Source organism: Bombella pollinis (assembly GCF_026385485.1).
Taxonomy (GTDB): domain Bacteria; phylum Pseudomonadota; class Alphaproteobacteria; order Acetobacterales; family Acetobacteraceae; genus Bombella; species Bombella pollinis.
Genome location: NZ_JANIDX010000008.1, coordinates 32,513 through 48,247, shown reverse-complemented (window position 1 = coordinate 48,247; position 15,735 = coordinate 32,513). Strand labels below are relative to the sequence as shown.

Sequence of the window (15,735 nt, the reverse complement as noted above, 5' to 3'; positions counted from 1 at the left end):
GATGCCAGAGATGGATAAAGCGGCTTTAATAGGGTTGGTAGGGGGATGGATTGTTAAAAAATCGCCATCATCCCCGCCGCAGAAACTTACTGAGGATGATTGTACCCAATTAGCAGAGGCCGCTTATGCGAGTTGGTCAGATGCACATGGGCCGGGGAAAGATACTCTTAGGGAGCTAACGCGAGAGTGGATTGCACAGCGTGAGCGTGGGACTGTTCCCGGCCGTTTGTTAGAGGATGATTTTCGCGCGATTATGGCGTCTCTAGGGCTTGGTAAGCCAAAAGCCTCTCCTCAAGCTGCTTCTCCAGAGCCAGAGCCAGAGCCAGAGCCAGAGCCAGAGCCAGAGCCAGAGCCACTTTTCCCAAGCTTATTAGCCGAGACAACGGTGAGTGAATGGCGTAAGGATTTCATGCCCGCGGATTCGGTGCAGGAGAATGAGGTGTTGCCTGATGGCCGGCGTGTGCGGGATGTTTTGCAGGAAGATCCCTTCTATTTTGCGCGACTCCATTTAGCGTTATCGTTGTAAAGCGGAAGGTAAAGAAAAAGGCGTGTCCTCCGTGGGGGGCACGCCTTTTTTATAAAAGAGGGAGCTAGCTTGATGAGCGGCTCCCTCTTTTTATACGCCTTAGGAGCGCGGGCCAGCTTCAGCCTGAAGATGAGCCTCTAGGAACCAGAGGTTCTTATCCAAACCGCGGGAAATCTCTGTAAAGAGGTCCGCTGTATCATCATCGCCAGCCTCGGCCGTTGTTTTAATGGCCTCACGGATTTTGTTGGCCACTACGCCATAGCGTTCTGCCAAGGCTTTGATGTGGTCGAGAACAGTGAAGATGTTTGTGGGGTAAGGGGCGCAGTTTGTGTGGTCATGCACTGTCTGCACTGTGCCGAGGGCAACCCCACCAAGCTGTACCGCACGCTCAGCAGCGGTGTCGATAAAGCCATCAAGCCCGCCACGGAAGCCATCGAGCATTTCATGCACGCCGATGAAGTTTGTTCCCTTGAGGTTCCAATGGGCCTGCTTGGTGACCAACGCGAGGTCGATCAGGTCTGCCAGACGGGCATTAAGTGTCTCGATAGAGACGCTCTTTGTGTTGTCTGGGGTGTTGTTGCTTGTGTGAAAATGGTGAATCTTGCTCATTATATCGCTCCTCTATGATATTGGCCTCCCCCCTTAAATGGGGGAAGGCACTCAGAAACCGGGCGGGACGTCTCCCAGGCTTCTTCCTCACGCCCTTGGATTATATATCCTCAGGGTTGCGGAGGTCAAAGAAGGTCCGCAGGTCCTGTCTGAAGTAATGTGGGTATGCTGGATCATTTTTAAAGAGTAAATTTTCTTTCCATCGTTCAAGCATGACTTGTTTTTCGTGAAAGAAGCGCGCCTCATGTTCGGGGCGATCATCGCTCCCGCGGGAGTAACTCTCATGATGGATGGCTTCGGCTGTGGCACAATAGATGATGGTATGTCCGCTTGAGCGGATTTTTAAGCAGAGATCGACATCATTATAAGCCACAGCGAGGGAGGTTTCATCAAACCCGCCGATTTCATCAAACAGGGTCCGTGGGACCATGAGAGCTGCACCGGTTACCGCTGTGACCTCATGGGTGAGGCGAATACGCCCAATATAGCCGAAATCCGTATTGGGTTGGAGGCGATGAACATGTACCCCAATGACCTCCGGCCCGACAGCGACCCCAGCATGTTGAATTGTTCCGTTAGGGTATAAAAGCCGTGCCCCTACAGCCCCAATTTTTGGTGAGGCGAGGGCCTCATGAACCATATTTGTGAGGAAGTCTGGCTGGGTGATGATAACATCATTATTGAGGAAAAGGAGCTGGTCACTTGTGCTTTGAGAGGCTGCACGGTTGTTGAGACGTGCATAATTGAAAGGTTCCTCCACCCGCAGGACAGAGACCTTTTTATGATTCTGGACGCTCTCCAACCAAGCGAGTGTATCTTTTTCTACAGAGAAATTATCGACCAAAATAATTTCAAATTGCCGATATTTTTGCGAGGCGAGCAAAGACTCGACACAATTACGCGTCATCTCTAGCTGATCACGGAAGGGGATGATGATGCTCACAGAGGGCTGCTTGCGGAAGGGCCATTGGATGGCATATAGGCTTAGCCGATCGATAGAGCTAACAGTGGCTTTAATCTTTTGGCGGTGGAGATGGGCTGTCACACACTCAACCCCCGCTTTTACAGCATAGCTCTTATTGCCGATATTGCTGGCGGTGGAGTTAGGCGTTTTGCGCCAATGATACAAAATCTCCGGTACATGATGGATGGCCTCGCGCGAGATGAGTTCCACCGCGCGGAGGAGGAAGTCATGGTCTTGTGCGCCATTATACTGCCCCTCTAGCGGGCCAATTTTGCGGACAAGATCGGCCTCCATAACAGTGAGATGGCAAATATAGTTACAGCCTAACAAATAGCGGTAATCGTAATCGGGCTTGAGGTTAGGCTCTAGGAAATGGCCTGCGGCATCCACTTTATCTTCATCACAATAAAGCAGTTTAGCCCCTGTTGTTAGGGCAGCGCGGACCATGCGCTCCAAAGCGACATCAACAAGGAGGTCGTCATGGTCAAAAAAGGCGATATATGCCCCACGGGCCGCTTTGATGGCCGCATTGGTAGCCCCAGCAATGCCTTGATTCTTCGGCAGGACGACAGAGCGAATGCGTTTATCGCTCTTGCAATAATCTTGGATGAGCTTTGTCGTGCGGGGGCATTCGCTGCCATCATCAACAAGGATGAGTTCCCAATGGGGGTAGGTTTGCCCAATAACGGACTCTACCGCAGCCCGGAAATCATCTTCATCAGGCCGCCATGTGGGGCAGAGGACGGAGATAAGAGGAGTTTCTTTGAGGGGATGAGCTTGCCGTTGGAGGGCGGTTTGCTCGCTAAGATGGGCATAATAACGGCGCGCCCAACGGTCATAATGTTGGAGGTTGAGAGGCCGTTTGGGGATGAGGTTATGTGTCTCTCGCCGTAAGGTAGTGAGTTGGCGATGGAGGTTAGCGATGGTGTTCTCAATCTGTACCAACTTGGCGGTGAGCTGGTCATCCACTAAGGCTGTGATAAAGGGGCTGCCTGCAAGGGGGGTGTGGTCTGGCAGGGTGGTAACGGTGAATGTGTGGGGGATACCATCGTGGAATTGTTGAGGGATGGGTACCTCAAAACCGCAATTTGGCTCACAATGAAGGGCTTCTGTAACATCGCCACGATAATGATTGGCGCGGAATGTTCCTAGGGAGATGCCATCTGCCTGAACAGAGATAACAACATTGCCCTCCCATGCTTCAGTGGGGCGATGTTGGGCAATGACCCAGCCGCGCAAAAACCCTTCATGCAGCCCATCAACACAACTTTTGTAATCTGTACGGGGGCATTGGGTAAAGGTGATGACCTCATGAGGGGTTAGGGGGTCCTCCTCATTAGGGAAGGGCAGAGCCGAGCGGTCCTCAAAGCGGATAGAGATTTCATGCGGCTCTTCATCAAAAGCGGCCTGAGGGAGTGTGAATTGAAAGCCCAGCTTCTCGCTCGGTGTGTGTAATGTCATGCGGACATCTTCGCGCGGGAGGTCGCATAATACTTGCATGACTTCCTGACCATCCATGATGACATGGATCTGAGCAGGTCGGAATGGGTTGCGTAAATTGATGGCCCATCCGCGGATAATGCCGCTATGGGTGTCTATGACGTCAACATAACCTCGGAATTGGCTGACAGGCAAAGACCCCTCCTATTTAAAGGTGTAAAACACAAAGTTTGTCATCAAGTTGCAATATAAGTGTGGCAGATGGATGACCGTCTCACCTAAATTATAGGGAAGTTAATAAAAAAACCAGCCATGATGCGTGAAACTGGCTTAATTGCTGCTCAGAGCGGTTGTTCTTTGCCAATGAGGGCGTTAATGCACGAAATGGGGCGGCACTAATGGTGGTGGTCGCCGTTGATGTTAAAATGGCCAAGGCTTCAGATAGATGCGCATGACGCCTGTAACGCGTTCCTCTCACCATAGAGTTGGGTTTGACACGGTCTTCCACGGGTTGCTCTGGCTATGTGCGATGCTTGTATTAGCCTCGCTAGGGGGTCTCATCCTGTTGATGGCAACAGGGGGATGGCAGGCTTTCACCGCTTTTGGGCTTGATTTCTTTACACGAACGTCTTGGAATCCCGTTAAGGATATATATGGGGTTCTAGCCCCGTTATTGGGCACTGTTGTTAGTACAGTCATTGCGATGTTAATTGCCGTCCCTCTGGCGTTTGGGACGGCTTTTTGGTTGGTTTATATTGCCTCCTCACGTTTTGCCTCAATTGTTGGGACAACCATCCAGCTTTTGGCGGCTGTGCCATCTATTATCTTCGGCATGTGGGGCTTCCAGACGATTGTCCCCTTCATTGCGCGTGATGTTCAGCCTTTTTTAAATCATCATTTTCGCCATACATCCATATTAGGGCCGATTCTCTCAGGCCCGCCCGTGGGGACGGGGCTTGTCACAGCGGGTATTATCCTTGCGATGATGATTGCGCCTTTCATCACCGCTGTGATGGTGGATGTGTTTGGGGCTGTACCGCCCATGCTGCGGGAGAGTGCTTATGGTCTTGGGGCCACACGCTGGGAGATGATGCGCAAGATTGTCGTGCCATGGTCGCGTAATGGGATGATTGGCGCGATTGTGCTGGGGATGGGGCGTGCCTTAGGTGAAACGATGGCGGTGACCTTCATCATCGGTAATGTGACGAGTGTTGGCTGGTCGCTCTTTGCCCCACGCAGTACGGTGGCCTCTTTGATTGCCCTACAGTTCCCAGAAAGTCCGGCGGGGTCTTTACGGCTTTCCTCACTGATGGCGTTGGGATTCATTCTTATGGTTTTGTCCTGTGTTAGCCTCGTGTTGGCGCGCTTGCTACGGGGGAAACGCTCATGAAGACGGGGAAGTCCGCTCTTATGCCCGCGCGTGATGATTGGCGGCCTAGTCGCAAGGCTGTGCGGCGGCGTGTTTGTAATAATCTCGCTACAGGGGCGAGTGTTATGGCAGGGTGTATCCTGCTCTTGGTGCTGGTCTCTATTTTATGGACGCTCTTACGCCATGGGCTAGAGGGTCTCTCTTGGGCGACATTGACGCGTACAATGGGACCGCCCGGATCTGGCGGGGGGTTAGCCAATGCGATTATCGGCAGCGTGATCCAAACGGGCTTGGCCTTATTGATGGCGGCCCCTGTTGGGTTGATGTGTGGGATTTACCTCTCCGAATATGGGCGGAAGGGGAATTATTTCGCCAGTGGGGTGCGGTTTGTAGCGGATGTGTTGATGTCTGCCCCGTCCATTTTGATAGGCTTGTTCATCTATCAGCTCTTGGTCGTGCCGATGGGCCATTTCTCTGGCCTAGCAGGGGCATTAGCCTTGGCGGTTTTGGCTCTGCCCCTGATTGTACGCACGACAGAAGATATGCTCCGACTCGTCCCTACAGCGATGAGGGAAGCTGGAGCGGCCTTAGGGGCGGCACGGTGGCGTGTTATTATCTTCCTTTGTTTACGCTCCGCGCGGAAGGGTGTGCTGACGGGGATTCTTCTCGCACTTGCGCGGATGGGTGGGGAGACGGCACCGCTTTTATTTACATCCTTGGGCAATCAAACCATGTCCACAGCGATGAATCGCCCTATGGCGAGCTTGCCAATAGCTATCTACCAATATGCTGGGGCCTCTTATGAAGACTGGGTGCAGCTGGCATGGACGGGGGCTTTGTTGGTGACCTTTGGCGTGCTTCTTATCAATATCACTGTGCGGCTTTCATCCCGTCACTGATGTCTAGGAGAGAGAGTTTCATGATGTCTGCTTCGATGCCATTTACCGAGCATCTCACCGGGTCATCAGGCGATGGGCCTGTTCAGGAGGTCGCCCTTTCTGTGCGGGGGGTTAATTTTTATTACGGCTCCCACCATGCTTTGCATGATATTTCGTTAGACTTCCCCGCACGTTGCGTTACCGCCATGATAGGCCCTAGCGGCTGCGGAAAATCCACCTTGTTGCGGATTTTTAACAAGATGTACGATCTCTATCCCGGCCAACGGGCAACGGGGGAGGTGATGTTTGATGGGCGCAATATCTTAGACGATTCGATTAGTCTTGATATGTTGCGTGCGCGTATTGGGATGGTCTTTCAAAAACCCACGCCTTTTCCGATGTCGATTTACGAGAACATTGCCTTTGGTGTGCGTCTGCATGAAAAATTGAGCCGTACGGAGATGGATGCGCGCGTGCAGGATGTTCTTACACGCGTGGCCTTGTGGAATGAGGTGCGTGATCGCCTCCATGCGCCAGCAACGGGGTTATCAGGCGGGCAGCAGCAGCGTTTATGCATTGCGCGTAGTATTGCCACCCGGCCTGAGGTTCTTTTGTTAGATGAGCCAACCTCTGCCTTGGACCCTATCTCCACCGCCCGGATTGAAGAATTGCTGGATGAGCTTAAAGAGGAGTTCACGATTGTTATTGTGACGCACAATATGCAGCAAGCAGCACGCTGTGCGGACCAAGTGGCATTCTTTTATCTAGGCCGTTTGATTGAGATGGACACGGCGGATCGTATTTTCACCAACCCGCGTCAGAAGCAGACGCAGGATTATATTACCGGTCGATTCGGTTAAGCGGGGAAGGGAGAAAGATTATGCCACATGAGCGTTCTCACATTGTTTCAAGCTACGAGCAGGAGCTAGACCAGCTGCGTACTATGATGGGGCAGATGGGACATATTGTGGAGGAACAAGTTACGCTTGCTCTCTCTGCCATAGCCGAGCATGACGAAGCCGCCGCTGACGAGGCAACGCGCCGCGACCCGGAGGTGGATGAGCTAGAGCGTGAGGTAGAAAGCCTTGTGATTCGCCTCTTAGCGTTGCGTAGTCCTATGGGGGCGGATTTGCGCGAGATTGTCGCCGCGTTGAAAATCACCGGAGATTTGGAGCGCATTGGTGATTATGCGGCCTCTATTGCGCGGAAGGCGATTAAAGCGGCTTCTAGTGAGGCGCAGATTTCATTTTCTGGCTTGCGGAGTATGTGCCGCCTTGTGCGGGATAATCTGAGCCGCACGGTAGAGGCTGTCATCCAACATGACCCGATTATGGCGATGGAGGTGTGGCACGCGGACCGTGGGGTGGATGAGCATTATGTGGCTCTTTTTCGTGAGCTTGTCACATATATGATGGAAGATGCGCGCAATATTCGCGCCTGCACGGAACTGCTCTTTATTGCTAAAAATCTGGAGCGCATTGGTGACCACGCAACCAATGTAGCAGAGCGTGTTTTCTATGCTGTCATAGGGGAGAATTTACCACCAGAGCGGCCCCGTGGGGAAAACCCAATCCGTGCTGTGAGCAAAGAGGTGTAAGCTTTTCTCTTTAAGTTTTGTATTACGTTATGAAAATCCCCGGTCAGCTTATGGGCTAACCGGGGATTTTTTAATTAAAATGGTATGGCCTCGTTAGGAGGGCTTTGTAGAGCCATCCTCCTCGTCTTCATCTGTCTGGTTGCGTTTGAGCAAGACCCACCCGCCATAGAAAATGAGAGCGAGAATGGGGATAGAGCCAACAGTGATGGTGCCAGAGGGATAATCAAATGCCATCATCACTAGCACGAGCAAGAGAAAGGCGAGCGTAAGCCAACCTGTATAAGGGGCACCGGGCATAGAGAAGCTGGTAGTGGCAATCCGTCCCCGTTTAATGGCCCGATGCAGGCGGAGTTGGCAGAGCAGAATGGTCGCCCATGTACCCAAAATACCAAGAGAGGAGATGCTCAATACAATCTCAAAGATTTGCGTGGGGTATAGGTAGTTCATCAAAACACCCACGAGATAGATAAAGAGCGTCACACCAATGCCGACATAAGGCACAGCATTACGGTTGAGCTTGCTCATGGCACTAGGGGCAGACCCGCCGAGGGCTAAGGCGCGTAAAATGCGGCCTGTGGAATATAAGCCGGAATTAAGGCTGGAAAGAGCCGCTGTGAGGACCACAAAGTTCATGATGCTGTCAGAGGCGGGTAGGCCAAGCTTGTGGAAGAAGGTCACAAAAGGGCTTTCCCCACCATGATAGGCTGACCAAGGCATGAGGCAGACGAGCAGGGTGACAGAGCCTACATAGAAGAAAATAATACGCCAAATGACGCTGTTAACAGCATTGGGGACGACCTTGCGGGGGTTATCGCACTCCCCAGCAGCAATGCCGATGAGCTCCGTTGCGGCATAAGCGAAGATCACACCTTGGATGAGCATTAATGAGGCGACAACCCCATGGGGGAATAACCCGCCGGACTGTGTGATGAGGTGAATCCCCGGGGTGTAAGGCCCAACATGGGTGCCGCTAAGAAGGATGTAGCCGCCTACTGTGAGGAAGATGACTAAGGTGAGAACTTTAACAAGAGAGAACCAGAACTCAATCTCACCAAAATAACGTACACCGGTAAGGTTTACCGCCCCGACAACAACAAGCGCACCAAGGGCAATCAACCATTGAGGGATGGCCCCAAAAATGGGCCAGTAATGGATGTAAAGCGCAATGGCGGTAATATCGACAATGCCCGTCATCGCCCAGTTGAGGAAGAAGAACCACCCCGCAGCATAGGCGGCTCCTTCCCCAAGGAACTCACGAGCATAGGTGACAAAACTCCCACTGCTTGGGCGGTACATTACAAGCTCGCCCATAGCGCGGAGAATCATAAAGGCGCAGAGACCGCAAATAGCATATGTGATGGCCAAAGATGGACCAACGACCTGAAGGCGCGAGCCTGCCCCAAGGAACAAGCCTGTACCAATCGCCCCCCCAATGGCGATCATTTGGACATGCCGCCGGCTTAAATCTTTTTGATACCCCTCATCACTGGTGGAGGTTGGGTCTGGGGTGGTTTGATCAGAGGAGGGTATAGTCATGCGTTCATCCTGCGATAGGGCTGTGTGCGGAGAAGGGCGCGGGTTAGTATTTCGCTCCTGTATGGTCTGCTATGTGTTATACGAATAGATTCTATAACTAACCCTTGGGACTTTGCCAATGGATGATGAGTTTAAAGCGAGATTTTAATAACCAATTACAGAGGCGTAATAATAAGCTGTTTTTATGACAGGGGGAGAGGGGTGCAGCCATGTAGGAAAATGCGTAATCCTTCTTCTAAATAACGCTGCAAATCGGCCTTGTTGCGTGCTGCTCCGCAATGGGCAAGGCGGGAGAGCATTGGCCCGCCAATGGTCAAGCCAAAGAGATGATCGGCGGCATCGGTGGCATTAGCGAAGGTGAGGGTGCCTGCCTCCTTTTGGGCTTGTAGCCAGTTTTGTACGTTCGTTTTACTGCCTGCGAGGTGAAAAAGCTCTGTCATGAGTTGTTGGATGGAGGGGGAGCGGTTTGTCTCCCCAATAATCGTGCGGAGAAGGCTGAGGCGTTTTTCACAGAGGAAAATATCAGCCATCTGAAAAATCATAAGGCGTAATTGGGATTCAAGGCTCTCATGAGGGTGAGGGGCAGGTGTAAAGGGGGGAAATAATTCTTCCAGAATGAGTTGTTCTATGAGATTCCGTTTGGACGGGAAAAAGAGATAGAGTGTTTTTTTAGACATGCCCGCTTGGTGGGCAATATGGTCCATTGTGGTATGGTGATAGCCTTGCTCCTGTAATAGAGTGCAGGCCACTTTGAGGATGGTGCTACGGCGGTCTAAATCCTGGGGGGTAGAAATGGCACCATACTCCTATTGACAGATGAGATAGAGGCTATAGCGGTCCTTTCATTATAGGAAAAGGGCTTGACCTGACAGATGGAAACTTATTAGTTTCCTCGCACTGCATGGTTTGTGTATAAAAGTATGAGAGACCCTGATGCAGGTAGCGTTATTTGCCTGTAGGTATAGTTTTCGGTTTTGCTAATCCTAAGAGAGCCAGTGTCATTTATGTCCATATGTCGCGTGTTTCCGGCTGTTTGTTTGTCCCGTATGGCTCTTTTGGGCGGGACAATGTTACTAGGCACCACCTTTTTAGCGGGCTGTCAGAAAAAGGCCCCGCATAAGGCTGCCGTGCAAGAGGTCGCTGTGGTGACTTTGCATAAGCAAAATGTCCCGATGGAGACCTCCCTCCCCGGCCGTGTGGAAGCTTATGAGCAAGCACAGATTCGCCCGCAGGTTGGTGGCGTGTTGGTCGAGCGTATGTTTGAGGAGGGGAAAGACGTTAAAGCTGGGCAGCAATTATTCCAGATTTACATTGCTCCCTTCCAAGCGGCGTATGACCAAGCGCGCGGACGGTTGATGGAAGCGCAGGCGAGTGCCATTCGTGCTCATGCGCAGTTGCGGCGGTATCAGTCCCTTGTGGGCGCGCGGGCGGTAAGTCGGCAGGAATATGATGATGCCTTGGCGACAGCACGGCAAGCGGATGCAGAGGTTGTGCAGAGTCAAGCTGCGGTGGAGAGTGCGCAGGTTAATCTTAACTATACGCATGTTTATGCCCCGATTGATGGGCGCATTGGTCGGACGCTTTACACAGCAGGGATGCTGGTAACGGCGAATCAGAGTGATGCGATTGCGGTTGTGACCCGGTTAGACCCTATCTATGTGGATGTGAATCTCGCTGCAGAAGATATGATACGTCTGCGGCGGGAGCTGGCCTCTGGTCAGTTAGAGCGTAAAGGTAGTGATGCTGCTGTAACGGTAGAGCTGCCTGATGGCTCCCTTTATGGGCATACAGGTCAGCTAGAACTTTCTGAAGTCACGGTGGACCCAGCAACAGGGACGTTGGTCCTACGCGGGGTGATGCCTAACCCCGATAAATTGCTTTTGCCGGGGATGTTCGTGCATGCCCATATTAAGGAGGGCAGCGACCCTAACGCGCTCCTTGTGCCTCAATTAGCGGTGCAGAGGACCCATAAAGCAGAGCCTTATGTCATGGTGGTGGATAAACAAAATCATGTTCATTTGCGGATGGTGACGGTGGGGCAGACCATAGGGGCTAATTGGCACGTTTTACATGGGCTGAGTGAGGGAGAGGCCGTGGTTATCTCTGGGCTACAGAAGATACGGGCCGAAGGTACGGTAAAGCCTCATGAAGCCGATAAAGCCGAGCTGGGGCTGGAGTAAGAGCGTATGTCTTTATCGCGTTTCTTTATCGACCGCCCTGTTTTTGCGTGGGTGGTTGGGCTGATTATTATGCTTGTGGGTGGTGTCTCCATCACCCGTATGCCGATTGCCCAATATCCTACGATTGCCCCACCGCAAATTGCCGTTGCGGTGGATGACCCCGGGGCCTCCGCCGATACGGTGAATAACACGGTGGTGCAGCCGATTCTCCAACAAATGTCCGGGTTGGACCATTTGGAGTATCTATCGGCACAGTCTTACGGCAATGGGCATATGGAAATTGACCTAACCTTTGAGCAAGGGACAAACCCCGATATTGCTCAGGTGCAGGTGCAAAATAAATTACAGCTCGCTCAACCGCGCCTCCCGCCGGAAGTGGTCAATCAAGGTTTGAGTGTCACAAAGGCTGCCAAGAACTTCATGATGGTGATTGGCTTTATCTCCACTGATGGCAGCATGAGCGGGAAGGACCTTTCCGATTACGTGGCCTCTAACGTGATGGACCCTCTCTCGCGTATTTCTGGGGTGGGGGACCATACGCTCTTTGGCTCCGAATATGCCATGCGTATTTGGATGGACCCTGATAAGCTGTATAAATATGGCCTGACAGTTGCTGATGTACAGCATGCGGTGCAGAATCAGAATATTCAGGTTGCCTCAGGGGAGCTAGGCGGCCTACCAGCACAAAAATCTGTAGGGTTTGATGCCACTATCATCGGTCCCGTCCGCCTGACAGACCCGGCGCAATTTAGCGATATGCTGCTGAAGGTCCAACAAGATGGCAGCCAAGTGCGGATGCGCGATATTGGGCGTGTGGAGCTAGGCTCACAGAGCTATAATTTCACATCCCGGTATAATAATGAACCCGCCACAGCCCTAGCCCTCAAGCTCGCCCCCGGGGCGAACCAGATGGTGACAGAAGATGCCGTGCGCGCGGAGATTAATCACCTCTCCCAGTTCTTCCCTAAAGGGGTGAAGGTGGTTTACCCGCTGGATACGGAGCCTTTCATCACGCACTCGATTGAGGAAGTGATTGAGACATTGGTGGAAGCCATCATTCTGGTTTTTGTCGTGATGCTCGTCTTTCTTCAAAATTTCCGCGCGACATTAATCCCGACCATCGCCGTGCCGGTGGTGTTGCTGGGGACGTTTGGGTTGCTGTCCATCATGGGGTACAGCATCAACACCTTGACGATGTTGGCTATGGTCCTCGCAGTGGGGCTATTGGTGGATGATGCCATCGTGGTGGTGGAGAATGTCGAACGTGTGATGAGTGAGAAGCATCTCCCCCCGCGTGAGGCTGCGCGTGAATCGATGGATGAAATCTCTGGCGCGTTGGTGGGGATTGTGTTGGTCCTTACAGCGGTCTTTTTACCTATGGCCGCTTTTGGTGGGTCCACCGGGGTGATTTACCGGCAATTCTCTATCACGGTTGTGGCGGCTATGTGGTTGTCCGTCCTCGTAGCGATGATTATGACACCCTCTCTTTGCGCTACGATGTTAAAGCCAACCAATCATGAGGTCCATTTTCGCCCAGCGATCTGGTTTAATAATGGCTTTGAGTGGCTAACGCATCGCTATATAGGCGGGGTGCGGCATTTATTGCGTTTACGGCTCCCGGCGATGTTAGTGTTTTTAGGCCTGACGCTGCTTGTGGGCTATATGTTCCTCAAGGTTCCAACAGGCTTCTTACCTGATGAAGACCAAGCCCTTATTTTTGGGCAGATTAGCACGCCGCCGGGGGCTACTGATGCACAGATGGGGGTGATTAACCATCGCATCACCGATTATGTGATGAAGACGTATAGCCATGATGTCGAATCTGTTTTTACGATGAATGGCTTTAGCTTTGCAGGGCAGGGGCAAAATGCTGGGGCGTTCTTTATCCGGCTGAAGCCATGGGATAAGCGACCGGGCTATAAACATTCCAGTATGGCGATTGCTAGTGAGATCATGAAGCATTTTGCTGGTGACCCTGCGGCGCAGATTTATGCTCTTAATCCTCCTGCGGTGATGGAGCTTGGTAATGCGACTGGCTTTGACTTAGAGCTTGAGGATAATGGTCATATTGGCCATCAAGCCTTCCTTGCGGCGCGTAATAAATTGCTTGATGAAGCGAAGAAGAACCCGTTGCTTGTGGCTGTGCGCCCAATGGGGTTGGAAGATGCGCCGCAATTTGTGTTGGACTTAAACCGTGAGAAAGCTAACGCGCAGGGCATTACCAACGAGGATATTAATACGACCATTCAGGGGGCTTTAGGCTCGATTTATGTGAATCAATTCACCCGGAATGACCGTGTAAAACAGGTATATATCCAAGGTGAATCTTTTGCCCGCATGAGGCCAGAAGACCTCAATCGCTGGTATATCCGCAATAATCTTGGCGAGTTAGTGCCCTTTAACGCTTTTGCCTCTGGCCATTGGATTGTAGGGCCGCAGAAGGTGGAGAATTATAACGGCCTTAATTCTTACGAGATTCAGGGTGTGCCTGCGGCAGGGGTAAGTGCTGGTCGTGCCGTTGCGGAGATAGAGGCCATCCTAAAAACGCTGCCCCCCGGTGTAGGGCATGAATGGACAGGTCTCACTTTTGAGCAATTAGCCTCTGGCAATGCTACAGGGCCGCTTTACGCGCTGGCAGTGATTGTGATTTTGCTCTGCCTTGCTGCTTTGTATGAAAGTTGGGCGATTCCTTTCTCCGTATTGCTGGTGCTGCCCTTGGGTGTCTTAGGGGCGATTGCCTCCACCCTATGGCGAGGGCTGAGCAATGATGTGTATTTCCAAGTCGGGTTGCTGACCACTGTTGGGTTGGCTGTCAAAAACGCCATTCTGATTGTTGAATTCGCCAAGGCCTTTTATGAAAGCGGCGATACGTTAGAAGAGGCTGTGTTGAAAGCGGGGCAAGAGCGTTTACGCCCTATTTTGATGACCTCTATCGCCTTTGTATGCGGTGTGTTTCCTTTGGCGATTGCCACCGGGGCCGGGGCTGCGGCGCGTGTAGCGATTGGGACCTGCGTTGTCGGGGGGATGATTACGGCAACGGTGTTGGCTGTGTATTTCGTCCCCATCTTTTTTGTCGTGGTGTTGCGGCTTTTTCGCGTCAAACGTCTTTCAGAGCGGCATGAAGCTGGGCAGGAAGGAGGCCAAGCATGAGCCTTTATAGCACAAAACGGAGCCTCACTTACGGGGTGATGGCTGTGGGCAGTATGCTGCTTGCCTCGTGCAATTTATCCCCGAAATATCACCGCCCAGACCCCGCCGTTGCGCAGAAATACCCAGCCGATGCGGAGTTAAAGCCTGGCCAGCCGGTACATCAGCGTGTCTCCGACCTTGGGTGGGAGGATTTCTTTACAGACCCCCGCTTAAAGGCCCTTATCACTTTGGCTTTGACCAATAACCGAGACCTCGCCGCGCAGATGGCGGCAGTCGCGGCAGAGCGTGGGCAGTATCAAGTACAGAATGCCGCCCTTTTCCCGACCATTTCGGCTGGTGGGGGAGCCCAATATGTGGGGCCATCGGATACGGCGGGCTTTGCCTTTGCGCCGGGTTCTGGCCGCTCAATTTCTACATTGCGTTTTTATCAGACATCCATTGGGTTCTCATCTTACGAGATTGACCTATGGGGGCGTATTCGCAATATGGCGCGCGCCCAGCAGGAGCAAACATTAAGTGCGGCTGAGAATCTGCGTAACCTGTGGCTGACGACAGTTTCGCAGGTGGCAAGCATGTATATTCAATGGTTGGCTGATAAGCGATTGCTAGACCTTGCGCGCAATACAGCGCGGACGCGGGCCGATACATGGCGGTTGAATGACCTTAAGTTTAAGCATGATGAGTTAGATGCGCTCACTCTCGCCCAAAGTGCGGCGGAGTTAGAGCAAGCACGCTCTGATGAGGAGAAAGAGACGCGGGCCGTTGCTGATGATGAACATTCCTTACAACTTTTAGTCGGCACGCCCTTGCCGGCGAATCTGCCCCCGGCTTTGCCGATGGGCCGACAAACGATGATTGCGGAATTACCGGCGGGTTTGCCGTCCGACCTTTTAGAGCAACGGCCTGATATCATGGCTGCAGAGCATCTGTTATTGGGGGCGAATGCCTCCGTTGGTGCGGCGCGGGCGGCCTTCTTCCCACGGGTAACCCTTACAGCGAATGAGGGGACAAGCTCGCTGCAATTTCGCAAGCTCTTTAGCCATTTGGCCGAAACATGGGGTGTCTCCCCTAATATAAGCATCCCCTTGCTCACATGGGGTGTGAATCAGGGGAACTTACGGACAGCAAAAGCAAGGCTTGCGCAGAATGTGGCGCAATATCAAAAAGCCGTGCAATCGGCATTTCGAGAAGTATCCGATGCGTTGACAGCGCGGGAGACTTATCGCCGGCAAGATGAACATATGGTTGTTTTAGAGACACAAACCCAACGGGCTTACGACCTCGCCCGGATGCGCTATCATGCGGGGATCGATAATTATCTAACCACCTTGGTGCAGGAGCGTCAGCTTTACCAAGCCCAGCAGAGCCGTATTGTTGTGGAGGCGGCACGGTTCCAAAATATGGTAACTCTTTATCGTGCATTAGGTGGGGGGTGGAGTCGTAAGAGCCAAGGGCAGAAGTAACGTACGCGCCGCATTGCGGTGGG

General features: G+C 52.4%; 12 protein-coding genes. 8 read left to right on the top strand and 4 right to left on the bottom strand.

The features are described 5' to 3' along the window. The first annotated feature begins 1 nt into the window (after window position 1). Window positions 2-526, top strand: a complete 525-nt coding sequence (locus NQF89_RS08295; protein ID WP_266137944.1) for a hypothetical protein — start codon at window positions 2-4, stop codon at window positions 524-526. A gap of 99 nt (window positions 527-625) precedes the next feature. Here NQF89_RS08295 and dps read toward each other — a convergent pair whose 3' ends face one another. Then, on the bottom strand, window positions 626-1,135 hold the full coding sequence (dps, locus tag NQF89_RS08290; RefSeq protein ID WP_155573954.1) for a DNA starvation/stationary phase protection protein Dps: 510 nt from the start codon (window positions 1,133-1,135) through the stop codon (window positions 626-628). 100 nt (window positions 1,136-1,235) lie between these two features. Next, window positions 1,236-3,734: a glycosyltransferase family 2 protein gene (locus tag NQF89_RS08285; protein ID WP_155578904.1), complete on the bottom strand. Its 2,499-nt coding sequence runs from the start codon at window positions 3,732-3,734 to the stop codon at window positions 1,236-1,238. A 250-nt stretch (window positions 3,735-3,984) separates the two neighbouring features. Between NQF89_RS08285 and pstC the strand changes: the two genes are divergently transcribed. From pstC to phoU, 4 genes are read left to right on the top strand one after another with little or no spacing between them, the layout of a single operon-like run. After that, window positions 3,985-4,929: a phosphate ABC transporter permease subunit PstC gene (gene pstC / locus NQF89_RS08280; RefSeq protein WP_155573952.1), complete on the top strand. Its 945-nt coding sequence runs from the start codon at window positions 3,985-3,987 to the stop codon at window positions 4,927-4,929. 20 nt (window positions 4,930-4,949) lie between these two features. Then, window positions 4,950-5,807 carry a phosphate ABC transporter permease PstA gene (gene pstA / locus NQF89_RS08275; RefSeq protein ID WP_155573979.1) on the top strand — a complete coding sequence of 286 codons (858 nt, stop codon included), beginning with the start codon at window positions 4,950-4,952 and terminating at the stop codon, window positions 5,805-5,807. A 35-nt stretch (window positions 5,808-5,842) separates the two neighbouring features. After that, window positions 5,843-6,646 (top strand): phosphate ABC transporter ATP-binding protein PstB, encoded by an 804-nt coding sequence (gene pstB, locus NQF89_RS08270; RefSeq protein WP_155573978.1) that lies wholly within the window; start codon window positions 5,843-5,845, stop codon window positions 6,644-6,646. A gap of 20 nt (window positions 6,647-6,666) precedes the next feature. Beyond that, window positions 6,667-7,383, top strand: coding sequence for a phosphate signaling complex protein PhoU (gene phoU, locus NQF89_RS08265; RefSeq protein WP_266137943.1), 717 nt, complete (start codon window positions 6,667-6,669; stop codon window positions 7,381-7,383). A 93-nt stretch (window positions 7,384-7,476) separates the two neighbouring features. Here phoU and NQF89_RS08260 read toward each other — a convergent pair whose 3' ends face one another. Then, the gene (locus tag NQF89_RS08260; protein WP_266137942.1) at window positions 7,477-8,919 is read right to left on the bottom strand and encodes an amino acid permease; all 1,443 of its coding nucleotides are present in this window, start codon (window positions 8,917-8,919) and stop codon (window positions 7,477-7,479) included. A 182-nt stretch (window positions 8,920-9,101) separates the two neighbouring features. Next, window positions 9,102-9,668: a TetR/AcrR family transcriptional regulator gene (locus tag NQF89_RS08255; protein WP_155573949.1), complete on the bottom strand. Its 567-nt coding sequence runs from the start codon at window positions 9,666-9,668 to the stop codon at window positions 9,102-9,104. Between the two features lie 297 nt (window positions 9,669-9,965). Here NQF89_RS08255 and NQF89_RS08250 point away from each other — a divergent pair, with 297 nt between their 5' ends. Genes NQF89_RS08250 through NQF89_RS08240 form a run of 3 tightly spaced genes read left to right on the top strand, consistent with a single transcriptional unit; the run spans window position 9,966 to window position 15,712 of the window. Then, window positions 9,966-11,099 (top strand): efflux RND transporter periplasmic adaptor subunit, encoded by a 1,134-nt coding sequence (locus NQF89_RS08250; RefSeq protein WP_266137964.1) that lies wholly within the window; start codon window positions 9,966-9,968, stop codon window positions 11,097-11,099. A gap of 6 nt (window positions 11,100-11,105) precedes the next feature. Continuing rightward, window positions 11,106-14,249, top strand: coding sequence for an efflux RND transporter permease subunit (locus NQF89_RS08245; RefSeq protein ID WP_155573947.1), 3,144 nt, complete (start codon window positions 11,106-11,108; stop codon window positions 14,247-14,249). Further along, a complete protein-coding gene (locus tag NQF89_RS08240; protein WP_266137941.1) occupies window positions 14,246-15,712 on the top strand; it encodes an efflux transporter outer membrane subunit in 1,467 nt (488 codons plus the stop codon). The genes NQF89_RS08245 and NQF89_RS08240 overlap by 4 nt, the downstream gene beginning before the upstream one ends. The last annotated feature ends 23 nt before the right edge of the window (window positions 15,713-15,735 follow it).

Excerpts from the sequence above, each read along its gene's own strand:
- NQF89_RS08295 (WP_266137944.1), top strand. The coding sequence starts at position 2 with ATGCCAGAGATGGATAAAGCGGCTTTAATAGGGTTGGTAGGGGGATGG.
- dps (WP_155573954.1), bottom strand. The coding sequence starts at position 1,135 with ATGAGCAAGATTCACCATTTTCACACAAGCAACAACACCCCAGACAAC.
- pstC (WP_155573952.1), top strand. The coding sequence starts at position 3,985 with ATGCGCATGACGCCTGTAACGCGTTCCTCTCACCATAGAGTTGGGTTT.
- pstA (WP_155573979.1), top strand. The coding sequence starts at position 4,950 with ATGCCCGCGCGTGATGATTGGCGGCCTAGTCGCAAGGCTGTGCGGCGG.
- pstB (WP_155573978.1), top strand. The coding sequence starts at position 5,843 with ATGCCATTTACCGAGCATCTCACCGGGTCATCAGGCGATGGGCCTGTT.
- phoU (WP_266137943.1), top strand. The coding sequence starts at position 6,667 with ATGCCACATGAGCGTTCTCACATTGTTTCAAGCTACGAGCAGGAGCTA.
- NQF89_RS08260 (WP_266137942.1), bottom strand. The coding sequence starts at position 8,919 with ATGACTATACCCTCCTCTGATCAAACCACCCCAGACCCAACCTCCACC.
- NQF89_RS08250 (WP_266137964.1), top strand. The coding sequence starts at position 9,966 with ATGGCTCTTTTGGGCGGGACAATGTTACTAGGCACCACCTTTTTAGCG.
- NQF89_RS08245 (WP_155573947.1), top strand. The coding sequence starts at position 11,106 with ATGTCTTTATCGCGTTTCTTTATCGACCGCCCTGTTTTTGCGTGGGTG.
- NQF89_RS08240 (WP_266137941.1), top strand. The coding sequence starts at position 14,246 with ATGAGCCTTTATAGCACAAAACGGAGCCTCACTTACGGGGTGATGGCT.